Consider the following 24,814-nt stretch of genomic DNA (forward strand, 5'->3'; position numbering starts at 1 on the left):
GGTGGATGCGCATATTACCGGATAGCGGCGTGAACGTCTTATCCGGCCTACAGCCAATGCGCGATACAAGCCGGATAAGCGCAAGCGCCACCCGGCCCGCCGCGTATTTAATCAATATACTTCATCGCCACCCTTGAGGTCAGGCGCGTGATAAGTTCGTAAGCACTTACTTTTGTCATTTCAGCGATACGTTCAACCGGCAGACCTTCACCCCATAAGACCACCGGATCGCCCGCGTTATCCTGCGCGTTTGGCCCCAAATCCACGCAAATCATATCCATCGCCACCCGCCCGACAATCGGGACTTCACGGCCATTGACCAGTACTGGCGTACCGGAAGGCGCCGCTCGTGGGTAGCCATCGCCATAACCCATCGCCACCACGCCCAGGCGCGTGTCGCGCTCACTCACCCATGTCCCGCCGTAGCCCACCGGTTCGCCCGCTTTGTGGTCACGCACCGCGATCAAACTGGAGGTTAAGGACATCACCGGCTGAAAACCAAAATCCGGCCCCCAGGGTTTGTGCTCCAGCGGCGATACGCCATACAAAATGATGCCCGGACGCGCCCAGTCAAAGTGAGACTGCGGCCACAGCAGAATACCGCCAGACGCGGCAATAGAGCGCTGCCCGGGTTTACCCTGACAGAAGGCATTAAAAATGTCGAGCTGATGTTCGGTAGCGCCGCATTCCGGCTCATCCGCACGGGCAAAATGGCTGACGATATTCACCGGCTGGCGTACATTTTTACAGTGCGTCAGACGCTGGTAGAACGCCTCCGCCTCTTCGGGACGCACGCCGAGACGATGCATACCGGTATCCAGTTTCATCCAGACCGTTACCGGCTCCGCCAGCTCCACCGCCTCCAGGGCGGCAAGCTGCTCCTGATTATGTACGGCGGTATGCAGACATTGCGCGGAAATGGTCGGCAAATCGGCGGCGTCGAAAAAACCCTCCAGCAGCAGGATAGGCTGCGTGATCCCGCCCGCTCGCAGACGTAGAGCCTCTTCAAGACGCGCCACGCCAAAAGCGTCAGCATCAGGGAGCGTTCGCGCGGTCTCCAGAAGACCGTGTCCATAAGCGTTCGCTTTCACCACCGCAACCAGCTTACTGGCAGGCGCCAGTTCACGCAGACGTTGCAGGTTGTGTCGCAGAGCGCGGCGGTTAATGACGACTGTTGCCGCTTGCATTTGAATTCCTTGTTAACAGAATGACGGAGAGTTACTCATCATCGTATTGCGGTCCCGCATAGTTATCGAAGCGCGACCACTGACCATTGAACGTCAGACGAACCGTACCGATAGGACCGTTACGTTGCTTACCAATAATAATTTCAGCAATGCCTTTTAAGTCGCTGTTCTCGTGATAAACCTCATCACGGTAGATAAACATAATTAAGTCGGCATCCTGTTCAATAGAGCCGGATTCACGCAGGTCGGAGTTCACCGGACGTTTATCCGCGCGTTGTTCCAGGGAGCGGTTAAGCTGCGATAGCGCCACGACCGGCACCTGGAGTTCCTTCGCCAGCGCTTTCAACGAGCGGGAAATTTCGGCGATTTCCAGAGTACGGTTATCAGAAAGCGACGGCACGCGCATCAATTGCAGGTAGTCGATCATAATCAGACTTAACCCGCCATGTTCGCGGAAAATACGCCGCGCGCGCGAACGGACTTCTGTCGGCGTAAGACCTGAGGAGTCGTCAATATACATATTGCGTTTCTCCAGCAAAATGCCCATCGTGCCGGAGATTCGCGCCCAGTCTTCATCATCGAGTTGACCGGTACGAATACGTGTCTGATCGACGCGGGACAGCGAGGCCAGCATACGCATCATGATCTGTTCGCCGGGCATCTCCAGACTAAAGATCAGTACCGGTTTATCCTGCAACATCGCCGCATTTTCGCAGAGGTTCATCGCAAAAGTGGTTTTACCCATGGAGGGACGCGCCGCGACGATAATCAAATCCGAACGCTGCAACCCTGCTGTCTTTTTATTGAGATCCTGATAGCCGGTATCCACGCCTGTAACGCCATCGTGCGGTTGCTGGAACAACTGCTCAATACGCGCCACGGTAGCGTCGAGAATCTGGTCGATGCTTTTCGGACCTTCGTCTTTGTTGGCCCGGTTTTCCGCGATCTGGAAGACGCGCGACTCCGCCAGATCCAGCAGTTCATCGCTATTGCGCCCCTGTGGATCGTAACCGGCGTCCGCAATTTCATGCGCCACCGCGATCATATCGCGGACCACGGCGCGTTCGCGCACAATGTCCGCATAAGCACTGATATTCGCCGCGCTTGGCGTGTTTTTAGACAGCTCCGCCAGATAGGCGAAACCGCCGACGCTGTCCAGTTGGCCCTGCCGCTCCAGCGATTCCGCGAGCGTAATCAGGTCGATTGGACTGCCGCTTTCCTGCAAGCGCCCCATCTCCGTAAAGATATGGCGATGCGGACGGGTATAGAAATCTTCCGCCACCACGCGCTCGGCCACATCGTCCCAGCGCTCGTTATCCAGCATTAAACCGCCCAACACCGACTGTTCCGCTTCAATCGAGTGCGGCGGCACTTTTATCCCGGCAACCTGCGGATCGCGGTCGCGGGCATCAGTCTGTGGTTTGTTGAAGGGTTTATTTCCTGCCATAGTGAATGGAGTTACCGAGATAGTGATTGGGTCGAAAGATTACCACATTTCTTTTGGAGGAAGCATGGCAACGCGTATTGAATTTCACAAGCATGGTGGTCCGGAAGTGCTTCAGACCGTGGAGTTTACGCCAACGGAACCGGCGGAACACGAAATCCAGGTTGAGAACAAAGCCATTGGTATCAACTTCATCGACACCTATATCCGTAGCGGACTCTATCCGCCCCCGTCGTTGCCTGCGGGCCTGGGAACCGAAGCTGCGGGTGTGGTCAGTAAAGTCGGCAACGGCGTGGAGCACATTCGCGTGGGCGATCGCGTCGTCTACGCGCAGTCAACGCTCGGCGCTTACAGTTCCGTCCATAACGTCCCCGCAGATAAAGCCGCGATTTTACCTGACGCCATTTCCTTCGAACAGGCGGCAGCCTCTTTTCTCAAGGGGTTGACCGTTTTTTACCTGTTGCGCAAAACCTATGAAGTGAAACCCGACGAACCCTTCCTGTTTCATGCCGCTGCGGGCGGCGTCGGTCTGATCGCCTGCCAGTGGGCGAAAGCGCTGGGCGCGAAGCTTATCGGTACCGTCGGTAGCGCGCAAAAAGCGCAGCGGGCGCTGGACGCCGGTGCCTGGCAGGTAATTAATTACCGTGAGGAGAGCATTGTAGAACGGGTAAAAGAGATCACTGGCGGCAAAAAAGTCCGCGTGGTCTATGACTCCGTGGGGAAAGATACCTGGGAAGCCTCACTGGACTGCCTGCAACGTCGGGGACTGATGGTCAGTTTCGGCAATGCGTCCGGCCCCGTCACCGGCGTGAATTTAGGTATTCTGAATCAGAAAGGTTCCCTGTATGCCACGCGACCTTCACTACAGGGGTATATTACGACACGTGAAGAACTGACCGAAGCCAGCAATGAATTGTTCTCATTGATCGCCAGCGGCGTGATTAAAGTTGATGTGGCTGAAAATCAACGCTATGCGTTAAAAGATGCCCGTCGCGCGCATGAGGTGCTGGAAAGCCGGGCCACACAGGGCTCAAGCCTGCTGATTCCGTAATAGCTCTGCAAAGAAATTGGGCTTCCACCCGGGAAGCCCTTTCTTTTTTTGTTCGGCTGTATGTAGGGTACAGCGCGATGAATTCGTTACCTGCGCAATCATGACAGATTTAATAATCGATTCCTATTTGCCTGTGAGGGCAAAGTTCCAGGTTGTGACGAACCGCTCAATACCTTAGTAAAACCGACGGTTATTGCGCTGATACTGTGGGATTTTTGGCGTTTTTACTGCTTTGATCACCCACACCACAGCCACCGCCAGCAGTAGCCACGGTAACAGCTTGATCATCAGGGCGAACATTCCGCCCAGGAACATGACGGCAGTCGCTACAACCAGCGCGGCCAGAATACCCAGCAAGGAGACGCCCGTCACCATTAACATCAGAAAAAAGCCAAGCACAAAAAGTAGTTCCAGCATAGTCGTTCCCCATAAAGATGGCATTGCCCGGCGGCATGGCGCTTACCGGGTTTGGTCAGGTAAGCTATTACAAAAATCATGCCAATATTTATGTTTTTGATATATAAAGAAAACGCCCTGCAAGACTGCACAGAGCGTGGTGAGATTGACTAATTTTTGGCGAACTTTTAACGCTTGTCTGCTACCAGTTTTAGCGCCTGCTCCAGTACAGCAACATCCGCGCCAGCTTTATGGGCGTTTTCGCTCAGATAGCGACGCCACTGCCGCGCGCCGGGGATGCCCTGGAACAACCCCAGCATATGGCGAGTGATATGCCCCAGATACGCTCCCTGGCTCAATTCACGCTCAATATAGGGATACATCGCGCGAACCACCGTAACCGGGTCGGCATCGGTGGTATCGGCGCCAAAGATCTCCCGATCCACCGCGGCCAGTATACCCGGATTCTGATAAGCTTCGCGGCCAACCATGACGCCATCCATATGGCGCAGGTGCTCCTTCGCCTCTTCCAGCGATTTGATGCCGCCGTTAATGGACATGGTCAGGTGCGGAAAATCCCGCTTTAGCTGATAGACGCGCGGGTAATCCAGCGGCGGGATCTCACGATTTTCTTTCGGGCTTAAGCCAGAAAGCCAGGCTTTGCGCGCATGGATAATAAACATCTCGCATTCGCCCTGACCGGAAACCGTATTAATGAAATCACACAGAAACGCATAACTGTCCTGATCGTCAATACCAATGCGGGTTTTTACCGTCACCGGAATCGAGACGACATCACGCATGGCTTTAACACAATCGGCGACCAGTTGCGCATTGCCCATCAAACAGGCGCCAAACATACCATTTTGCACGCGATCGGAAGGGCACCCCACGTTGAGGTTAATTTCATCGTAGCCACGCGCTTCCGCCAGCTTTGCACAATGCGCAAGCTGAGCTGGATCGCTTCCACCAAGCTGTAGAGCGACCGGATGCTCTTCTTCGCTATAAGCCAGATAGTCACCCTTACCGTGAATAATCGCGCCCGTGGTCACCATTTCGGTGTAGAGCAGCGTCTGGCGAGACAGCAAACGCAGGAAATAGCGGCAATGTCTGTCCGTCCAGTCGAGCATAGGCGCGATGGAGAAGCGATAAGCAGGAAAAGCGGAGGACTGGGTTTCAGGCTGCATGGCGAATAAATAAGCATCCGGTTAAAAAAGGGGCGTTACTATAGCATAACGCTAAACCGGAGGCGTAGCGCCTCCGGTGAAAGCACCTCAGAATGTCATTGTAAGCTGCGCGCCTGCCCCCCAGGTTTCATCTTCGCCGTACAGTCCCATTAAGTCGAGATGCACACGGTTAAAGGGCGCAAAGCCAAGACCGCCGGTAACCACATTGCTATCGTTATTTTTCACATCCGCACGATACCCTGCGCGCACCGCCAGCCATGACAACGGTCGAACTTCAGCGCCGACACCCACGTACTGTGAATTGTCTTCGCTCTTAAAGCCTTTCGTTTCCGTCAGATCGCCATCGGCGCTTACGGTCAGCAAATCGTTATGCCATGCGACGCCCGCGGTAACCAGGGGGCGGATTTGGTATGTATCTTTGTAGTTGGTGGTTTCTCCCGTCATACCATTAGTGATGTAAATATCTTTCGTATCGATATCGCGAGATACCAGATTTTGCCCGCTCAGCCCCAGCGTCCAGTTTTCACCGATATCGGCAGCAAGCCCCGCATCAATGTTAAAACCCGTATTGTCATTGCGATAACGGCTGCTATTCCAGTCGCTACTGTCGTAGTTATAAATTGAGGTGGTGTAGTTATAGAGCCAGGTTTTTTGCAGTTTTGGTGTAACGCCAATGGAAACAGGCACCTCGCCCACCACAAACTGCTTCGCCAGCGCAATACCGTAGTCAGACACAATCGCTACCCGCCCCGACGCGGTAGAGTTTAAATGCTTTGTAATTTCGTCAGACCCCAGCAAAGCAGCGCGTCCTGCTTCACGAAGCGCGACACGTTCATCATGCTGGATATCGCGCAGATACTGAATATCGTTCTGATCAATGGACGAACTCACGCGCCCATGCGCATAACCTTTGGCGATAAACGCCACGGAAAGCGTTTGCCCTGGAATACTTACCGCCAACCCGGCGCCGGCATTGGCGCGGGCGGTTTTTCCGTTGAGATATTCCAGCTCATCGGCCAGGTCGCGCGCGGCGCCCTGAAATTGATTCAGCACGCCTCGCGGATTGAGCAGAATTTGCCCCAGCGTAAGGTTATCGACGACCTCATCGTAGTAATCCACTTTATCGCTGATATCGTCAATTTCATCCTGGAGATTGTCTTTATCCGTAATCTGGACGCCGACCGCAGGAAGGACAACAGTGATATTGTCTTCCGGTTTGGCTTTTGCCAGTAACGCCGGATTTAACAGTACTCCGCTGCCATAATTCGCGGACGCGACGCCCGTCCCGCCCATTGCGTCATTACGCGCTTCCGTCCAGGTATTGGCGGCGCTCACCTGCTTTGCCATAAAAAGCGAGACCGCGATAGCAATCAGTGAAAGTTTGACGTTTTTGTTCACAGTTAGCCCATCTTATTATCAGGTGAAGTAATCCCTCCGCCACGCCTTGCCGGACAGAGGCGAACTATTGCTGTGAAATAGTGATGTTAAATCCTGTTGTAATAATATCGACCCTCATTATGTATAGATGAGAATACTGGCGCGGAAAAGCTTAGCAGGCGATATATTGTCGCGGGGTAATTTCAGAGTTTTAAGCAGCTCGTGGTAAAGTAACGGATTAGACTTTCATGCCATTCGAGGTGCTACATGGAAAAGACCACAACGCAAGAGTTACTGGCGCAAGCTGAAAAACTCTGCGCGCAGCGCAACGTGCGCCTGACGCCTCAGCGCCTCGAAGTGCTGCGCCTGATGAGTCTGCAACAGGGTGCCATCAGCGCATACGATTTGCTCGATTTGCTGCGCGAAACGGAACCACAGGCCAAACCGCCCACCATTTACCGCGCGCTGGATTTTTTGCTCGAACAGGGTTTTGTCCATAAAGTGGAATCCACCAATAGTTATGTGGTTTGCCACCTGTTCGACCAGCCGACGCACAGCTCGGCCATGTTTATCTGCGATCGTTGTGGCGTGGTGAAGGAAGAGTGTGCCGAGGGCGTGGAAGACATCATGCATACGCTGGCGGCTAAAATGGGATTTGCGCTACGACATAACGTTATTGAGGCGCACGGTCTGTGCCCTGCGTGCGTAGAAGTAGAAGCGTGTCGCCATCCGGGCGACTGTGGTCACGATCACTCGGTGCTGGTGAAGAAAAAACCGCGTTAGCCTGAACGGAAAAACGGGCGGCAGTAGAGAGGGGCACGCCCGCATTCATAAGCAAACAGTGGGAAGCACATCCATGTACTCCTGGTAGGGGAAAACGTATTACCAGCGATAGTTGTTACGGGTTTCCCAGTCAACAACCTCTTTTTCCGCCTGATCTTTCTGGTAACCGTAACGCTCCTGGATTTTACCTACCAGTTGGTCGCGTTTACCTTCGATAACGGTCATATCGTCATCGGTCAGTTTGCCCCATTGTTCTTTCATTTTACCTTTAAACTGTTTCCAGTTACCGCCGGCTTCGTCTTTATTCATCATCTTGTCCTCATCATTCGGTTAGGAATAGCAGGTGTTATTCGCCCAAATGCTCTGCAATTTCTGCTGGACGTGATAATAATTGTAGGCAGGAATTCGGCCTTCGGTTTTATATTCAGAATTTTTAACCGTCACGATCTGGCAAACCATGTACCCTCGCGCCAGTGACGACGCCAGATAAGGCTCAACGACAGACCGCGAAGCGCCAGGAACACGGTTAATGCCAGCCATAAACCATGATTTCCTAATACCGGCAGGGCGAAGAGCGTCAGCGCAAATCCTCCCGCGGCGACTGCCATGCTATTGCGCATTTCGGCGGCGCGCGTCGCGCCAATAAACATACCGTCGAGCAGATAGCACCATACGCCCACCAGCGGTAATACCACCTGCCAGATAAGATACCGATCCGCCAGTAGCTGTATTTGCGGCAATGAGGTCAGTAACGCGACAAAATGTTCGCCTGCCAGGGCATAGACTGTGGAAAACAACAAGGCCACAATTCCCGACTGACGACACGCCGCTCGCCAGACGTCCAGTAGCTTGCTACCGTCACGCGCGCCGTAAGCCTGACCGGAGTGCGCCTCCACCGCATAAGCAAAACCGTCCAGCGCATAGGCCGTAAAGGTGAGTAAGGTCATCAGGACTGCATTTACCGCGATAATATCGCTGCCCAGCCGCGCGCCTGACACCGTGATTGCGCCAAAACAAAGCTGAAGGAGCAATGAGCGCAGCATGATATCGCGATTGAGCGCTAAAAGGCGGCGCACGTTGCCGCGCCAGGCCTGTTTTAGCATATCCAGCGACACACCGCGGAGATGGAGAACTTTACGTACCATCATGAGGCCGATCAGTAACGTGGCATATTCTGCGATGACCGTCGCCAGGGCGGCGCCCTGCACGTTCATATGAAGTCCCATCACCAGCCACAGGTCGAGCGCGATGTTGAGGATATTGCCCACGACCAACAAGATAACCGGCGCCCGCGCATACTGAACGCCTAACAGCCACCCGAGCAGCACCAGATTCGCCAGTGACGCGGGAGCGCTTAGCCAACGAATTTCAAGGAAGCGTCTCGCCTGCACCAGGACAGCGTCGTTCCCGCCGACAATATGTAAAGCCAGCTCGATAAGCGGCGTGCGAAATAGCACAATCATCACGCCAGTGCCCAGCGCCAGCAATAACGGTTGAATGAGCGCCCGGGCTAACGCCTGCGGATTTTTGGCGCCAAATGCCTGCGCCGTTAGTCCGGTGGTGCTCATACGTAGAAATAGCAGCAGCATGAAAAGAAAGCTGGTGGCAGTCGCGCCCACCGCCACGCCGCCCAGGAAAACCGGGCTGTCCAGATGACCAATCACCGCCGTATCGACCAGCCCCAGTAAGGGGACGGTGATGTTAGAAAAAATCATCGGCAGCGCGAGACGCCAGAGAGCTTTATCAGAGGAGGTAAAAAGCGGCATGGAGAAAAGCCTGACAAGGAGTTAAACGAAACGAGCGCATTGCCGGATGGCGACGTAACGCCTTATCCGGCCTACAAATTAATCATCTCAGGAACTGCATTCCCGTAGGCCTGATAAGCGCAGCGCCATCAGGCTGCACGATTGCCGGATGACGGCTTACAAGGAGATTAAAAAGAGATTACAACCATTCCCCGTTGCGAATGACGCCTACCGCCAGCCCTTCAATCGTAAAGCTTTGTTCGCGCAGATCCACCACTATCGGTGTAAACTCGCTGTTTTCCGGCAGCAGCTCCACTTTATTGCCCTGCTTTTTCAGGCGTTTTACTGTCACTTCATCATCAATGCGAGCGACAACCACCTGGCCATTACGGACGTCCTGCGTTTTATGTACCGCCAGCAAATCCCCATCCATAATACCGATGTCTTTCATCGACATACCGCTCACGCGCAGCAGGAAATCGGCGCTGGGTTTGAACAGCGAAGGATCGACCTGGTAATGGCCTTCAATATGCTGCTGCGCCAGAAGCGGTTCACCCGCCGCGACACGCCCGACAAGCGGTAATCCGTCCTCTTCTTCCTGTAACAGACGGATACCTCGCGATGCGCCGGAAACGATTTCAAGCACCCCTTTGCGCGCCAGCGCTTTAAGATGTTCTTCCGCCGCGTTTGGGGAACGGAACCCCAAACGCTGCGCGATTTCCGCACGCGTCGGTGGCATACCTGTCTGGCTGATGTGATCCCGGATGAGATCAAACACCTCTTGTTGCCTGGCCGTTAACGCTTTCATTCCGCCCCCTGGGTGTATATACAGTCATGCTGTGAGTATATACAGTTAAAGGTGATTTTGGAACCACAAACGGCGCAAAAAACAAGAGATTTATAAAATTTGGAACCTTTATCGAAAATGTGACCATAACAGGATGCCCCAGGTCATCAGGGCAACGAAAATAGACAGTAGCACCGCAGCCGATCCCATATCTTTCGCACGGCCGGAAAGCTCATGGTATTCAGAACCGATGCGGTCCACGACCGCTTCAATAGCGCTGTTGAGGATTTCAACAATCATGATAAGTAAAACGGAACCTATCAATAACACACGGGTAATCGCATCCACATCCAGCCAGCAGGCGATGATGACGCCCAGCAATACCGCGATACTTTCCTGGCGAAACGCCGCTTCGTGAGTCCATGCGGCGCGAAATCCTTTCCAGGAATATCCTGCCGCTTTGATAATTCTGGTGAATCCAGTGGTATTATTGGCCATCAAAAGAACCTTTTTACATTATTAACGTCAATGACATTATACGGTTGCCCTGCACGATTCGGACTGCCGTAACGCAGCGCGAAGTATGACGGGATACAACAGAAATTCGCTAAACTTTCTGATATCCTTGCACCGCATTTGCATTATTAACCAGAGGCTTTACATCGTTTATGTCCGGCTGGCCACGAATTTACTACAAATTACTGAATTTACCATTAAGCATACTGGTAAAAAGCAAGTCTATTCCGGCGGAACCCGCCCAGGAATTGGGGCTCGATACTTCTCGCCCCATTATGTATGTCTTGCCATACAACTCAAAAGCGGACTTACTGACGCTGCGGGCGCAATGTCTGGCGCACGATCTCCCGGATCCGCTGGAGCCGCTGGAGATCGACGGCGCGCTGCTGCCACGCTATGTATTTATTCACGGCGGACCGCGTGTCTTTACCTATTACACGCCAAAAGAAGAGTCGGTGAAACTTTTTCACGATTATCTCGATCTGCATCGGAGTAATCCGGCTTTGGACGTGCAGATGGTGCCCGTTTCCGTGATGTTTGGCCGCGCGCCGGGTCGTGAAAAGGGAGAAGAGAACCCGCCTTTACGCATGCTGAACGGCGTACAGAAATTCTTTGCCATCTCCTGGCTAGGCCGCGATAGCTTTGTCCGATTCTCGCCGTCCGTCTCATTGCGTCGCATGGCTGATGAACACGGCACCGATAAAATCATCGCACAGAAGCTGGCTCGCGTGGCGCGTATGCACTTTGCTCGCCAGCGCCTGGCGGCGGTTGGCCCACGCCTGCCCGCCCGTCAGGATCTGTTTAACAAACTGCTGGCCTCGAAAGCGATCGCCCGCGCGGTAGAAGACGAAGCGCGCAGTAAGAAAATCTCTCATGAAAAAGCGCAGCAAAACGCCATTGCGCTGATGGAAGAGATCGCGGCGAACTTCTCTTACGAGATGATTCGTTTGACCGACAGGATTTTGGGGTTTACCTGGAACCGACTTTACCAGGGGATTAACGTGCATAACGCCGAGCGCGTACGCCAACTGGCGCACGACGGCCATGAAATCGTCTATGTACCCTGTCACCGCAGCCATATGGACTACTTGCTCCTTTCTTATGTGCTGTACCATCAGGGACTGGTTCCGCCGCACATTGCCGCCGGTATTAACCTTAATTTCTGGCCCGCTGGCCCGATTTTCCGTCGTCTGGGCGCGTTCTTTATTCGTCGTACCTTTAAGGGGAATAAACTCTATTCCACCGTCTTTCGCGAATATCTGGGCGAGCTGTTCAGCCGCGGCTACTCGGTTGAGTATTTTGTCGAAGGAGGACGTTCGCGTACCGGACGTTTGTTAGACCCGAAAACCGGCACCCTGTCGATGACTATCCAGGCGATGCTGCGCGGCGGTACCCGTCCAATTACGTTAGTGCCTATTTACATCGGCTATGAGCACGTCATGGAAGTGGGCACCTATGCGAAAGAGCTGCGCGGCGCGACAAAAGAGAAAGAGAGTCTGCCGCAGATGCTGAAAGGCTTGAGCAAGCTGCGCAATCTGGGTCAGGGCTACGTTAACTTTGGCGAACCGATGCCGCTCATGACGTACCTGAACCAGCATGTGCCGGAGTGGCGCGAATCTATCGACCCTATAGAGGCCATACGCCCAGCCTGGCTGACGCCGACGGTAAATAGTATCGCCGCCGATCTGATGGTGCGTATTAACAACGCTGGCGCGGCAAACGCGATGAACCTGTGTTGTACCGCACTGTTAGCGTCGCGTCAGCGCTCGCTCACCCGCGAGCAGCTCACCGAGCAGCTTGATTGCTATCTCGATCTGATGCGCAATGTCCCTTATTCCACAGACTCAACCGTTCCTGCCGCCAGCACTGGCGAGCTCATCGCTCACGCGCTGCAGATGAATAAGTTTGAGGTCGAGAAAGACACCATTGGCGATATCATCATCCTGCCGCGCGAGCAGGCGGTGTTGATGACCTATTATCGTAACAATATCGCGCATATGTTGATTATGCCTTCGCTGATGGCGGCGATTATCACCCAGCATCGTCGCATTTCGCGTGATGCGTTGCAGCAGCATGTTGAAGCGCTCTATCCGATGTTAAAAGCGGAGCTGTTCCTGCGCTGGGAGCGCGAGGAGTTAGCCTCGGTCATTGACGCTCTGGCCAGTGAAATGCAGCGTCAGGGGCTAATCACCCTGCAGGATGATGAACTGCATATCAACCCGGCGCATTCCCGTACGCTGCAGCTGCTGGCGGCAGGCGCGCGTGAAACGCTACAGCGTTATGCCATTACGTTCTGGCTGTTGAGCGCCAATCCGTCCATCAACCGCAGTACGCTGGAGAAAGAAAGCCGTACCGTGGCGCAACGTCTGTCTGTCCTGCACGGTATTAACGCGCCGGAGTTTTTCGACAAAGCGGTGTTCAGTTCACTCGTGTTGACGCTACGGGATGAGGGTTATATCAGTGATACGGGCGATGCCGAACCGGCAGAAACGATGAAGATATATCAGATGCTTGCCGATCTGATTACCTCTGATGTCCGTCTGACGATTGAAAGCGCGACGCAGGGCGAGTAAGCCAGTGCCTGAAATGCCCGATGGCGTAAGCTTATCGGGCAACTGATATGACGTATTGAAAATTTTGGCTTTGTAGGCCGGGTCCGCCCGGCATGACATCAGAAGTGCCAGTAACTCATCGCCAGCCCTAAAAATAGCACCAGGCCAACGTAGTTATTGTTCATAAAGGCTTTAAAGCAGGCTTCACGTTCACGGTTCGCAATCAGTTTTTGCTGGTAGACAAACAGCGCGCCCGCCACCAGCACAGACCAGTAATATCCCCATCCCAGACCATTCAACCAGCCGATCAGCGCCATTAACGCCATGACGCCAAGCTGCAGAATCCCGATAATCAATGTGTCATAACGACCAAACAGGATCGCCGTCGATTTAATGCCTATCTTGATATCATCATCTCTGTCGACCATCGCATATTGCGTATCGTAAGCCACCGCCCAGAGAATATTGGCGAGGAACATCAGCCAGCAGCTCAACGGCAGGGATTCGCTCACCGCGGCGAACGCCATGGGGATTGACCAGCCGAAAGCGGCCCCCAGCACGACCTGCGGCAGGTGGGTGTAGCGTTTCATAAAGGGATAAACCCAGGCCAACGCCAGCGCCGCCACGGAAAGCAGAATCGTCATGGCGTTCAGCGTCAGCACCAACAAAAACGCCAGCAGCACCAGTACCACAAACAGGTTGCGCGCTTCTTTCTCTGTCACGGCGCCGCTGGGTAAAGGCCGGTTGACCGTACGTTTTACATGTCCGTCAAATTTACGATCGGCGTAATCATTCACCACGCAGCCCGCCGCGCGCATTAACCACACGCCAGCGACAAAAACTGCCAAAATCCACAGCTGAGGCATACCCGGCGTCGCCACCCATAGCGCCCAAAGCGTCGGCCAGAGCAGCAGCAACGCGCCAATAGGCTTATCTGTACGCATCAAACGGTGAAACGCCAGCAGCTTACTCTGCGTCAGACTCCACTCCATCTTTATCTTCCTCTCAGTACAGCGGCGATGCAGGTAAAAAAAGCTCGGTAAGCAACAGTGGCTTTCCGCTCAACCGCAGTCGAGAGCGGCGCCCCCATAGCGTTGCATCGCGTCCAATTTCAATAAAATCGCGGGTCAGTGTCGATGATGTAAATAGATAACGTCCAAGCGGGGTTTTACCCAGATGTTGTAAGACCTGTTCAGGTCCGCACAGCGTGGATTCCGGTACCACGGTACGTCCGGCAAGCCAGGGCTCGCCGTCAGCGCAAAGCAGTATCTCACGTAACCAGTAACGGGATTCGGATGGCAGTAAACCTGACGCTTCCTCGACCTCGCTTTGGCCGACAAACGCTTCCCGAATCAGCGTCACGCTTACCCGCTTTCCCAGTTGCTCAAAACGTTTAGTCATAGAATCTTCCAGCAACAGCCAATCCAGCAAATGGGGTTCAAGCGCAGGAATCGCATCAAAATAGCGCAGCGCACGCAGTTGCGTTAACGCAGGGTGTGACATGCCTTACTCTCCGATTCATAACCTAAAGTCATTGTATCTCAGAAAAGACATTACGGGGGGCGCAATCACAATTAAGTGATCTGTTGCGCAACAAAAAAATAACAATTCGCATGAAATGATAAAAAAAGGTGCGCCAGGAGACGCACCAGTTGCTGCAAAATCAGCACTGTGGGGAAACAATTACCCCTTGCCTTTTACACTGCTGATAAAGGTGGAACGGGCAGATGTCGATCCCAGACGTTCGGCCTCATCAAGCAGTTTCAGCGCTTTATCGACGTCGCCTTTCGCTACGGCATCCTTAATCGCTTTATTAAAGTAGCTTTCCGTATCGTTCAACATCGGTTCGCTTTTCTTCGGCGCGACTGGCGCTGGCGCAGCGACCGGCGCGGCGGTATTGCCTACCGTTACCGGCCCGGTACCGGACGAGCCAAACAACGGCCCGACCAATACGCTGGAGCTGCTGTTGGTTTTCACCTTCAGTTTCACCACGCCATCAGTGGTATGGCGAGCAACTGGATCGGGAATATCCGGGATAGAGTTGCCGACGCCTTTGGCATAGGCTTTTGCCGGATCGAGCAGTGTAGTGGTTTGCTGAAGATCTTTTTCGGTCGTAAACACCAGAACATAGAGTTTCTGCTGCCCCAACGCAGGCGTCAGGCGCATCACGCCTTCCAGCCGGTCTGCGCTCATGACGCCCGGCTGCTGATAAGTAAAGTAACTGCTGGGGAAGAACGCCGAAGGCGTCATATTTTGGTCAAGAATCAACACGTTTGGCGCAAAAACGCTGGCTTGCTTATTGACCTCGCTGGTCAGAGTTAATGTCAGCTCGCCGATATTCGCCGGAACGCTATAAGCGGCGACCGGGCCGGTAATGCCGGCGACGTCAAGGCGCTGGCCGCCAGTCGCCAGTTGGGTAGACTGCGTTTTTGACTGATCTACAGGCGTCCAGGTTAATTGCTGTAGCGCGGCAGCAGGAATAGCGGGCGCGGCGCTGGTATTTTGCGGTACATAGTTCACTTCCGCCAGGCTGATACCCGGCACGCTGGCGAACAGCCCTGCGGTTAAACAGAGGGCGACGAGACTTTTCTTCATTTTCATTATTCTCACCTCAATAAGGCGGGTTCAGCGGTAGCCAGGCAATAGCACGCCAACCCAAACATATCGCCGAATGGCGGCTGGCGCCTTATTCGGCTTACAAGCATCATCAGACCTGATGTTTCAGAGGGGCTTGTGCCCCTCGTTACGTCAGATGACCATCGTATTACCACCAGATTTCCATCTGGGCGCCGAAGGTCCACTCATCGCTATCGCCACGGCTATTGGTGGAAATGCCGGAGTTAGTCGCTGCGGCATAACGGGAAATGTTATCGCCGTCTTTGATATAGCCCCATTTCTCATCCCATTTCGCGTAGGTGGCGAAAATACGGATAGCCGGACGCGACCAGATGCTGTCGCCCGCCTGCCACTGTTGCGCCAGGGTAATTTTATATTGATTGTTACGATCGCCGGTCTGCTGAGATTTCACGTTGTCGTAGCCGACTTCCAGCAGGGTACTCATGATTGGCGTCCACTTGTACATTGGACGTACGCCCACGGTCCACCACTCAGTACCCAGGTTATTATCCCAATCGATATTCTGGTACATACCGACGTACATCAAATCCCATTTATCACCAAGCGAGATGGCGCCATGATCCAAAATACGCCACATATCGCCATTATTGTTGATGACCTTATTGGCATAATTAATTTTGGTTCCATCAGGCAATTCTTCAGTGAAAGATGAAGAACCGTCGGAACCGCGCGCCTGGCCTTTACCCTGCGTGGTCATGGCATCGGTGGCATATTGCACGACAAACTTGTTATAGCCTTTCAACATGCTTTGCGTGTGTTCGGCGGTGAACATCCAGCCGTCTTTCGATGCCCCATCAGCCAGCTTATAACCATCGGTCGTATTGGCGCGGCCGTAATCAACGCCCAGCTCCAGTACGCCGTCCGGGTTTGTTTGCAGCCCAGCCAGACGTACGTCAAAGACGTCGTTAGCGGTATCTTTCACTTCATCATAAATATTCTGGCTGCTGAAGGTGTAAGAGCCGCCCGCTTCAGTAGAGCGGGTCGCCGCCAGTGAAAGCTTACCGAAGCCCAGATCGATATTTTCGATACCCGCGCCAGGACCTGAAATATCCCAGTAGTAGAAGTCGATCATGTGTACGTCATGACGCTGATAGAAGCGCTTACCGGCCCAGATGGTAGAGCCCGGCAGCCATTCAATCAGGTTTTTACCCTGCACGTTCGCTTCGCGGAAGGCGGGATCGGTCGATTCCCAGTCGTTCTGCTGGTTAACCGAATAGGCGACGTTGGTGTCGAAATAGAAGCTCTTATCGCCCTCTTTCCACACTTCCTGGCCCAGTTTCAGTTCCGCATAGGTTTCACATTCGTTACCGAGACGGTATTTACTTTGTGCACCGGTCACCTGGAAACATTGTTGTTCGCCGCCGCTTCCCGTCCAGCCAATACCGGAACGGGCGTAACCGTGGAAATCGACAGCCATTGCCTGAGCGGACATGACGCCCGCAGCGACAGCAACCGCCAGAGGGAGTTTGCGCAGAGTAATCATCATTCTATCTCCTGAGATCATTGCTTTTCTTTAAACGCTGCCACCTTCTAAAACTGCGAATGGTTTTGCGTTTCGTTTTTTTATGGAGGCCTTAAACACCCGGCTCTTGATGCAGACGACGACATGCGCTGCCATCCTCGCGGAACAGATGACAGCGCTCTGGCGGCAGGCCGATAGCGAATGTGGCGCCCTCTTCTACCAACACCACGTCATTCTGGCGATAAACCAGGTTTTGACGGATGGCGGGGATCTGGATATGAATTTGTGTTTCGTGCCCTAACTGCTCGACAACCTGGACTTCACCTTCCAGGGTGACATCGGCGATATCGCTCGGCAGCAGGTGTTCCGGCCGAATGCCTAAAGACATATTGGCGCCGACCTGCACGCCGCGACTTTCGACCGGCAACCAGATTTGCTGGCGATTCGGCAGTTCGACCTGGACTTGTTCAATTGCGGTGGCGGTCACTTTCACCGGCAGGAAGTTCATCTTCGGCGAGCCGATGAAGCCCGCGACAAAGCGGTCCGCCGGATAGTGGTACAGCTCCAGCGGCTTACCGACCTGCGCGACGCGACCGGCGTCCAGCACCACGATTTTGTCGGCCAGCGTCATCGCTTCGACCTGATCGTGGGTGACGTAAATCATCGTGCGGCCCAGACGTTTATGCAGGCGAGAAATTTCAATGCGCATCTGCACGCGCAGCGCGGCATCCAGGTTAGAGAGCGGTTCATCCAGCAAAAACACACGCGGCTCCGCCACCAGCGTGCGGCCAATCGCTACGCGCTGACGCTGCCCGCCGGAAAGCGCTTTTGGCTTACGTTCCAGCAGATGCGCCAGTTGCAGCACTTCCGCCACCTGGTTGACGCGTTGATTCATTACTTCTTTTTTGGCACCCGCCAGCTTGAGGCCGAAAGACATGTTTTCTGCAACGGAGAGATGGGGATAGAGCGCATAAGACTGGAATACCATGCCCACGCCGCGCTCGGCAGGCGGAATATCATTCATACGGGTTTCCCCGATAAACAGGTCGCCACTGGTGATGGTTTCAAGCCCGGCGATCATACGCAGCAAGGTCGATTTACCACAGCCTGACGGTCCGACAAACACCACGAACTCCCCGTCATGGATATCGAGGTTAATATCTTTCGATACCACCACGTCACCCCAGGCTTTCGTTACATTTCGTAGCTGTACGCTCGCCATGCCCTTCTCCCTTCGTTACAACCTGTCATTGACAGCAACATTCATGATGGCCTGACTATGCGCGATCCCTGACTGGGGTAAATCCTCCACCCCCCGGCTTTTTTATGGGGGAGGAGGCGGGAGGATGAGGACACAGCGCCTGAGACCACGGGCGCGGACAGAAAAGGAATTTCGTGATGCCGCCCGCAAAAATCGGCGTGTTTTTATGTGCGCCAGCACGCATTACTCACATTTATGTAACACAGATCACATAAAGCCGGGGTGGGGCGTAGGGGCGGGGAGGATGGAAAGAGGTTGTCGTATAAAGAAACTAGAGACCGTTAAACCACCTCTGTGTACATCACCAAAAAGGATGGGAGATATGAAGATTAAAACTGGCGTAGGCATCCTCGCATTATCCGCACTTACGACGATGATGATTTCCGCCCCGGCTCTCGCCAAAATTGAAGAAGGTAAACTGGTTATCTGGATCAACGGCGACAAGGGCTATAACGGTCTGGCCGAGGTCGGTAAAAAATTTGAGCAAGACACCGGCATTAAAGTGACCGTTGAGCACCCGGATAAGCTGGAAGAGAAATTCCCGCAGGTGGCAGCCACCGGCGACGGTCCTGACATTATCTTCTGGGCGCACGACCGTTTTGGCGGCTACGCGCAGTCTGGTCTGCTGGCGGAGGTCACTCCGGATAAAGCGTTTCAGGACAAACTCTATCCGTTCACCTGGGATGCGGTACGTTATAACGGCAAGCTGATCGCCTACCCCATCGCCGTTGAAGCCCTCTCCCTGATTTATAACAAAGACCTCGTCCCGAACCCGCCGAAAACCTGGGAAGAGATCCCGGCGCTGGATAAAGAGCTAAAAGCGAAAGGGAAGTCGGCGATAATGTTCAACCTGCAAGAGCCGTATTTCACCTGGCCTTTGATCGCCGCTGACGGCGGTTACGCGTTCAAATTTGAAAACGGCAAGTATGACGTGAAAGACGTTGGCGTCGACAACGCCGGCGCGAAAGCGGGCCTGACTTTCCTGATCGATATGATCAAGAACAAAAATATGAGCGCCGATACCGATTACTCCATCGCCGAAGCGGCCTTCAATAAAGGCGAAACGGCAATGACCATCAACGGCCCGTGGGCATGGTCGAACATCGACAAGAGCAAAGTCAACTACGGTGTCACCCTGCTGCCGACCTTCAAAGGTAAACCCTCGAAACCGTTCGTCGGTGTGCTGAGCGCGGGGATTAACGCTGCCAGCCCGAATAAAGAGCTGGCAAAAGAGTTCCTCGAAAACTACCTGCTGACCGATCAGGGTCTGGAAGCGGTGAACAAAGATAAACCGCTGGGCGCCGTGGCGCTGAAATCTTTCCAGGAGCAGTTAGCGAAAGACCCCCGTATCGCCGCTACCATGGATAACGCCCAGAAAGGCGAGATCATGCCGAATATTCCGCAGATGTCCGCCTTCTGGTATGCGGTACGTACGGCTGTGATCAACGCCGCCAGCGGCCGTCAAACCGTGGATGCCGCGCTGAAAGATGCACAAAGCCGTATCACTAAGTAATGCCGCGAGCCTGTGCCGGATGGCGGCATAAATGCCTTATCCGGCCTACAACACACCGTAGGCCTGATAAGCGCAGCGCCATCAGGCACATCTCCGGCCAGGAAGTTTCAACGCTGTAGAGGAAATCCCCCATGGATGTCATTAAAAAGAAACACTGGTGGCAAAGCGACCAGCTTAAATGGTCAGTAATTGGTCTGCTGGGCCTGCTGGTGGGTTACCTTGTAGTTTTAATGTACGTACAAGGGGAGTATCTGTTCGCCATCATGACGCTGATTTTAAGCTCTGCTGGCCTGTATATTTTCGCAAATCGTAAAACCTATGCCTGGCGCTACGTTTACCCTGGCCTCGCCGGCATGGGGCTGTTTGTGCTATTCCCGCTGGTGTGCACCATCGCCATCGCCTTTACTAACTACAGCAGCACCAACCAGCTCACCTTTGAACGCGCCCAGCAAGTGCTGATGGACCGTTCTTATCAGGCAGGAAAAACCTATAACTTCGGTCTTTACCCGGCCGGCGACGAGTGGCAACTGGCCCTCACCGACGGAGAAACGGGCAAACATTACCTGTCTGACGCATTTTCCTTCGGCGGCGAACAGAAATTACAGCTGAAAGAGACCGATGCCCTGCCGGGCGGCGAACGCGCCAATCTGCGGATAATCACCCAGAACCGTCTGGCACTGAACCAGATAACCGCCGTCCTGCCGGATGAAAGTAAAGTGATTATGAGCTCGCTACGTCAGTTTTCCGGTACCCGTCCGCTGTACACACTGGCTGATGACGGCCTGCTTACCAATAACCAGAGCGGCGTAAAATACCGGCCAAACAACGATAGCGGTTATTATCAGTCGATCAACGCCGACGGAAGCTGGGGTGATGAAAAACTCAGTCCTGGTTATACCGTTACTATCGGCGCGAAAAACTTTACGCGCGTCTTTACCGACGAAGGGATCCAGAAGCCCTTTTTCGCTATCTTCGTCTGGACCGTGGTCTTTTCGGTCCTCACTGTGGTGTTAACCGTGGCGGTTGGGATGGTATTGGCCTGCCTCGTACAGTGGGAAGCGCTGAAAGGTAAAGCTATCTACCGCGTCCTGCTGATTCTGCCCTACGCCGTACCGTCGTTTATTTCAATTTTGATTTTCAAAGGGTTATTCAACCAAAGCTTTGGCGAAATCAATATGATGCTGAGCGCGCTGTTTGGCATTAAACCGGCCTGGTTCAGCGACCCCAACACCGCGCGGGCAATGGTGATTATCGTGAATACCTGGCTGGGCTATCCCTACATGATGATCCTGTGCATGGGACTGCTGAAAGCGATTCCGGATGACCTGTACGAAGCCTCCGCAATGGACGGCGCAGGTCCATTTCAGAATTTCTTTAAGATCACCTTACCGCTGCTGATTAAGCCGCTAACGCCGCTGATGATCGCCAGCTTCGCCTTTAACTTTAATAACTTTGTACTGATTCAGTTATTGACCAACGGCGGGCCAGACCGTCTCGGCACCACCACGCCTGCCGGTTATACCGATCTGCTCGTCAGCTACACCTACCGTATCGCCTTTGAAGGCGGCGGCGGTCAGGACTTCGGTCTGGCGGCGGCCATTGCCACGCTGATCTTCCTGCTGGTAGGCGCGCTGGCAATAGTGAACCTGAAAGCCACGCGTATGAAGTTTGATTAAGGGAGATAATAACAATGGCTATGGTCCAACCCAAATCTCAGAAACTGCGTCTCTTCATCACGCACCTGGGGCTGCTGATTTTCATCGCGGCGATTATGTTCCCGCTGCTGATGGTCATCGCTATCTCGCTACGTGAAGGGAACTTCGCCACCGGAAGCCTGATCCCGGACAAAATCTCCTGGGAACACTGGCGGCTGGCGCTGGGTTTCAGCGTGGAACATGCGGATGGTCGGGTAACACCGCCTCCCTTCCCGGTCCTGCTGTGGCTGTGGAACTCGGTGAAAATCGCCGGTATTACCGCCATCGGCATCGTGGCGCTCTCCACCACCTGCGCCTACGCTTTTGCACGAATGCGTTTTCCAGGTAAAGCAACACTGCTTAAAGGGATGCTGATTTTCCAGATGTTTCCGGCGGTTTTGTCTCTGGTGGCGCTGTATGCGTTATTTGACCGCCTGGGACAATACATTCCATTTATCGGTCTGAATACGCATGGCGGCGTGATCTTCGCCTATCTTGGCGGCATCGCGCTGCATGTCTGGACGATTAAAGGCTACTTCGAAACTATCGACAGTTCGCTGGAAGAGGCCGCCGCGCTGGATGGCGCAACCCCGTGGCAGGCGTTTCGCCTGGTGCTGCTGCCGCTTTCCGTACCGATTCTGGCGGTGGTGTTTATTCTGTCGTTCATCGCGGCGATTACCGAAGTTCCGGTCGCCTCGTTGTTACTGCGCGATGTGGACAGCTATACGCTGGCCGTGGGTATGCAGCAATATCTCAACCCGCAAAACTATTTGTGGGGCGACTTTGCCGCCGCCGCCGTCCTTTCCGCTATTCCTATCACCCTGGTGTTCCTGTTGGCGCAGCGTTGGCTGGTCAACGGCCTGACGGCAGGGGGTGTGAAAGGTTAAGTCTTATCGAAGTACCTGCCCGGCAACGGGCAATGCCACTGCCCTCAACTTATGTTATCCCCACTTATGGTCGTATTTTGGCGCTCTTCGGAGCGCTTTTTTTATGTTATTTTGCATTGCTGTTACGATTATTTCCTTTCGTGGCCCCCATCACTGCAATTATATTTACCGCCTGAAAACAGACAAATTAAACAGAATTAAGATCACAGAAAAGACAAAACATAATTGCAATGTAAAAAATGATAATTGTTTTCCCTGCCTGTTAAATTCACCATCACGACACTGATCAAAAGAGCTGTATCCTCTAAGGCAGGTCTGAATGAACACCCACTATAATTCCCGCTATATTTTTTCCATTACCTTAGTCGCAACATTAGGAGGGTTATTATTCGGCTATGACACTGCCGTCATATCCGGAACGGTAGAATCCTTAAATACCGTGTTTGTCGCTCCGCAACATTTAAGTGAATCCGCCGCCAACTCGCTATTGGGCTTCTGCGTCGCCAGTGCGTTGATTGGCTGCATCATCGGCGGTGCGCTGGGCGGTTATTGCAGTAACCGCTTTGGTCGTCGGGACTCGCTGAAAATCGCCGCTCTGCTGTTCTTTATTTCCGGTATTGGCTCCGCATGGCCAGAATTAGGATTTACCACGATTAACCCAGATAATGCCGTACCTGTTTATTTGGCCGGATATGTCCCCGAATTTGTTATTTATCGCATCATCGGTGGTATTGGCGTTGGTTTAGCCTCAATGCTCTCACCGATGTATATTGCTGAACTGGCTCCAGCGCATATTCGTGGGAAACTGGTTTCCTTTAACCAGTTCGCCATTATTTTTGGTCAACTGTTGGTGTATTGCGTTAACTATTTCATTGCCCGCTCTGGTGACGCTAACTGGCTGAATACCGATGGCTGGCGATATATGTTTGCTTCCGAAAGTATTCCCGCCCTGCTGTTTTTACTGCTGCTGTATACCGTACCGGAAAGCCCGCGCTGGCTGATGGCACGTGGCAAACACGAACAGGCGGAGGGCATTCTGCGCAAAATTATGGGTAGCAGCCTCACCACCCAGGCCATGCAGGAGATCAACCAGTCTCTGGAGCATGGTCGTAAAACCGGCGGACGCCTGTTGATGTTTGGCGTGGGCGTGATAGTCATCGGCGTGATGCTGTCCGTCTTCCAGCAGTTTGTCGGCATTAACGTCGTGCTCTACTACGCGCCGGAAGTGTTTAAAACGTTGGGGGCCAGCACCGACGTGGCGCTCTTGCAGACCATTATTGTCGGCGTAATCAACCTGAGCTTCACCGTGCTGGCCATTATGACGGTAGATAAATTTGGTCGCAAACCGCTGCAAATTATTGGCGCATTGGGCATGGCTCTTGGGATGTTCAGCCTTGGCACCGCGTTTTACACCCAGGCTTCCGGGCTGATAGCGCTGCTGTCGATGCTGTTTTACGTCGCCGCATTTGCCATGTCCTGGGGACCGGTTTGTTGGGTGCTGCTGGCAGAAATCTTCCCGAACGCGATTCGTGGCAAAGCGCTCGCCATTGCCGTCGCCGCGCAGTGGCTGGCGAACTACTTCGTCTCCTGGACCTTCCCGATGATGGACAAAAATTCGTGGCTGGTTTCCCATTTCCACAACGGTTTCTCCTACTGGATTTACGGTTGTATGGGTATTCTGGCGGCGCTGTTTATGTGGAAGTTCGTGCCGGAAACCAAAGGCAAAACGCTGGAAGAACTTGAGAAGTTATGGACGCCAGCAGAAGAGAAAACGCCGAAAGCCGCCATACAATAAGCTGATTTATCGCCACGCCGTACGTCCGTTACAGTGTGGCGACGCCTATTCTCGCCGTAGTCGGTTCGAATTACATAACCACAACGTGATAACCAACAGGAGGATCGCCGCCGAATAGAGTAATACATCCATTGGCGTTTTATGATCGACAATGATCAGGCGCACAATCGCCGTGATCCCAATGTACACGAAATAGCGCAGCGGAAAGTGAAGGCCAGACTTAAAGTACTTCACAATCAGCGCAATAAATTCGAAATAAAGAAAGTAGATCACCAGCCCTTCCACCAGTTCATATTTGCTGGCTTGCTCAGGCACGAATAAGGCATCCGCCAGGTGCACCGTCTCTTTACCGAGAAAAACGACCAGGATCAGACCGAGGGTAAGCAGCCCCAAATTTAGTACGTTTTGTAAAATCGTGGCGATAAACTCAAGACGTGAGCGCGATAATGGCATCATAACAGCCCCCTCTTTCTCTGCGGCGAGGTTTCTGTATAACGCACAAATGTGACGAGCATCTATATTTTTTATTTATGTTTATAT

Annotated in this window: 23 protein-coding genes and 1 pseudogene; 7 read left to right on the plus strand and 17 right to left on the minus strand. The window is 53.5% G+C overall.

Features of this window, described 5'->3' with window-relative positions; genetic code table 11:
- Positions 1–107: 107 nt before the first annotated feature.
- Positions 108–1,187, minus strand: a complete 1,080-nt coding sequence (gene alr, locus NAZ64_RS18135) for an alanine racemase (RefSeq protein ID WP_001147297.1) — start codon at positions 1,185–1,187, stop codon at positions 108–110.
- Positions 1,188–1,218: 31 nt separating this feature from the next.
- Complete coding sequence (dnaB, locus tag NAZ64_RS18140; RefSeq protein ID WP_000918353.1) at positions 1,219–2,634, minus strand: replicative DNA helicase; 1,416 nt, start codon at positions 2,632–2,634, stop codon at positions 1,219–1,221.
- A 64-nt stretch (positions 2,635–2,698) separates the two neighbouring features.
- Between dnaB and NAZ64_RS18145 the strand changes: the two genes are divergently transcribed.
- Positions 2,699–3,682, plus strand: coding sequence for a quinone oxidoreductase (locus NAZ64_RS18145; protein WP_000235555.1), 984 nt, complete (start codon positions 2,699–2,701; stop codon positions 3,680–3,682).
- Between the two features lie 174 nt (positions 3,683–3,856).
- Here NAZ64_RS18145 and pspG read toward each other — a convergent pair whose 3' ends face one another.
- The 3 genes from pspG to NAZ64_RS18160 all read right to left on the minus strand — a co-directional run bounded on the left by pspG (position 3,857) and on the right by NAZ64_RS18160 (position 6,663).
- Positions 3,857–4,099 carry an envelope stress response protein PspG gene (gene pspG / locus NAZ64_RS18150; RefSeq protein WP_000891414.1) on the minus strand — a complete coding sequence of 81 codons (243 nt, stop codon included), beginning with the start codon at positions 4,097–4,099 and terminating at the stop codon, positions 3,857–3,859.
- Positions 4,100–4,266: 167 nt separating this feature from the next.
- Complete coding sequence (dusA, locus tag NAZ64_RS18155) at positions 4,267–5,265, minus strand: tRNA dihydrouridine(20/20a) synthase DusA (RefSeq protein ID WP_001527561.1); 999 nt, start codon at positions 5,263–5,265, stop codon at positions 4,267–4,269.
- An 87-nt stretch (positions 5,266–5,352) separates the two neighbouring features.
- Positions 5,353–6,663: a conjugal transfer protein TraF gene (locus tag NAZ64_RS18160; protein ID WP_220569485.1), complete on the minus strand. Its 1,311-nt coding sequence runs from the start codon at positions 6,661–6,663 to the stop codon at positions 5,353–5,355.
- A gap of 246 nt (positions 6,664–6,909) precedes the next feature.
- Between NAZ64_RS18160 and zur the strand changes: the two genes are divergently transcribed.
- Complete coding sequence (gene zur, locus NAZ64_RS18165) at positions 6,910–7,425, plus strand: zinc uptake transcriptional repressor Zur (RefSeq protein WP_000416271.1); 516 nt, start codon at positions 6,910–6,912, stop codon at positions 7,423–7,425.
- Positions 7,426–7,524: 99 nt separating this feature from the next.
- Here zur and NAZ64_RS18170 read toward each other — a convergent pair whose 3' ends face one another.
- From NAZ64_RS18170 to NAZ64_RS18190, 5 genes are all read right to left on the minus strand, one after another.
- Positions 7,525–7,734, minus strand: coding sequence for a CsbD family protein (locus tag NAZ64_RS18170; protein WP_001030592.1), 210 nt, complete (start codon positions 7,732–7,734; stop codon positions 7,525–7,527).
- 21 nt (positions 7,735–7,755) lie between these two features.
- Positions 7,756–7,869, minus strand: a complete 114-nt coding sequence (locus NAZ64_RS18175) for a hypothetical protein (protein ID WP_010989093.1) — start codon at positions 7,867–7,869, stop codon at positions 7,756–7,758.
- The gene (gene dinF, locus NAZ64_RS18180) at positions 7,866–9,191 is read right to left on the minus strand and encodes an MATE family efflux transporter DinF (RefSeq protein WP_483641003.1); all 1,326 of its coding nucleotides are present in this window, start codon (positions 9,189–9,191) and stop codon (positions 7,866–7,868) included. The genes NAZ64_RS18175 and dinF overlap by 4 nt, the downstream gene beginning before the upstream one ends.
- Positions 9,192–9,369: 178 nt before the next feature.
- Complete coding sequence (gene lexA / locus NAZ64_RS18185; protein ID WP_000646079.1) at positions 9,370–9,978, minus strand: transcriptional repressor LexA; 609 nt, start codon at positions 9,976–9,978, stop codon at positions 9,370–9,372.
- Positions 9,979–10,086: 108 nt separating this feature from the next.
- A complete protein-coding gene (locus NAZ64_RS18190) occupies positions 10,087–10,455 on the minus strand; it encodes a diacylglycerol kinase (RefSeq protein WP_000002900.1) in 369 nt (122 codons plus the stop codon).
- Between the two features lie 170 nt (positions 10,456–10,625).
- On the opposite strand from NAZ64_RS18190, the gene plsB reads away from it, so the two are divergent.
- The gene (gene plsB / locus NAZ64_RS18195) at positions 10,626–13,046 is read left to right on the plus strand and encodes a glycerol-3-phosphate 1-O-acyltransferase PlsB (protein WP_483641004.1); all 2,421 of its coding nucleotides are present in this window, start codon (positions 10,626–10,628) and stop codon (positions 13,044–13,046) included.
- A 98-nt stretch (positions 13,047–13,144) separates the two neighbouring features.
- On the opposite strand, the gene ubiA is transcribed toward plsB, so the two are convergent.
- The 5 genes from ubiA to malK all read right to left on the minus strand — a co-directional run bounded on the left by ubiA (position 13,145) and on the right by malK (position 18,346).
- Entirely contained in the window at positions 13,145–14,017 is an 873-nt protein-coding gene (gene ubiA, locus NAZ64_RS18200) for a 4-hydroxybenzoate octaprenyltransferase (protein WP_000455251.1), read from the minus strand.
- Positions 14,018–14,030: 13 nt separating this feature from the next.
- Entirely contained in the window at positions 14,031–14,528 is a 498-nt protein-coding gene (gene ubiC, locus NAZ64_RS18205) for a chorismate lyase (RefSeq protein ID WP_000019217.1), read from the minus strand.
- Between the two features lie 180 nt (positions 14,529–14,708).
- Positions 14,709–15,626, minus strand: a complete 918-nt coding sequence (gene malM / locus NAZ64_RS18210) for a maltose operon protein MalM (protein ID WP_000782497.1) — start codon at positions 15,624–15,626, stop codon at positions 14,709–14,711.
- A gap of 163 nt (positions 15,627–15,789) precedes the next feature.
- A complete protein-coding gene (locus tag NAZ64_RS18215; RefSeq protein ID WP_000973678.1) occupies positions 15,790–17,148 on the minus strand; it encodes a maltoporin in 1,359 nt (452 codons plus the stop codon).
- Between the two features lie 88 nt (positions 17,149–17,236).
- Positions 17,237–18,346, minus strand: coding sequence for a maltose/maltodextrin ABC transporter ATP-binding protein MalK (gene malK / locus NAZ64_RS18220; RefSeq protein ID WP_000179176.1), 1,110 nt, complete (start codon positions 18,344–18,346; stop codon positions 17,237–17,239).
- A 361-nt stretch (positions 18,347–18,707) separates the two neighbouring features.
- Between malK and malE the strand changes: the two genes are divergently transcribed.
- Positions 18,708–19,898: a maltose/maltodextrin ABC transporter substrate-binding protein MalE gene (gene malE, locus NAZ64_RS18225; protein WP_000695415.1), complete on the plus strand. Its 1,191-nt coding sequence runs from the start codon at positions 18,708–18,710 to the stop codon at positions 19,896–19,898.
- Here malE and NAZ64_RS18230 read toward each other — a convergent pair.
- Positions 19,847–19,987, minus strand: a pseudogene (locus NAZ64_RS18230) (hypothetical protein); the annotation flags it as partial. The gene malE and the pseudogene NAZ64_RS18230 sit on opposite strands and share 52 nt — an antisense overlap.
- Positions 19,988–20,029: 42 nt before the next feature.
- Here NAZ64_RS18230 and malF point away from each other — a divergent pair.
- The 3 genes from malF (at position 20,030) to xylE (ending at position 24,274) form a co-directional block, all read left to right on the plus strand.
- The gene (gene malF / locus NAZ64_RS18235) at positions 20,030–21,574 is read left to right on the plus strand and encodes a maltose ABC transporter permease MalF (protein WP_000382565.1); all 1,545 of its coding nucleotides are present in this window, start codon (positions 20,030–20,032) and stop codon (positions 21,572–21,574) included.
- Between the two features lie 14 nt (positions 21,575–21,588).
- Positions 21,589–22,479 carry a maltose ABC transporter permease MalG gene (malG, locus tag NAZ64_RS18240; protein WP_001252081.1) on the plus strand — a complete coding sequence of 297 codons (891 nt, stop codon included), beginning with the start codon at positions 21,589–21,591 and terminating at the stop codon, positions 22,477–22,479.
- Positions 22,480–22,798: 319 nt separating this feature from the next.
- Positions 22,799–24,274, plus strand: coding sequence for a D-xylose transporter XylE (xylE, locus tag NAZ64_RS18245; protein ID WP_001091898.1), 1,476 nt, complete (start codon positions 22,799–22,801; stop codon positions 24,272–24,274).
- 45 nt (positions 24,275–24,319) lie between these two features.
- Here the strand turns inward: xylE and psiE are convergent, their stop codons facing one another.
- The gene (psiE, locus tag NAZ64_RS18250; protein WP_000982752.1) at positions 24,320–24,730 is read right to left on the minus strand and encodes a phosphate-starvation-inducible protein PsiE; all 411 of its coding nucleotides are present in this window, start codon (positions 24,728–24,730) and stop codon (positions 24,320–24,322) included.
- Between the last annotated feature and the right edge of the window lie 84 nt (positions 24,731–24,814).

The organism is Salmonella sp. A1325 (genome assembly GCF_056991255.1).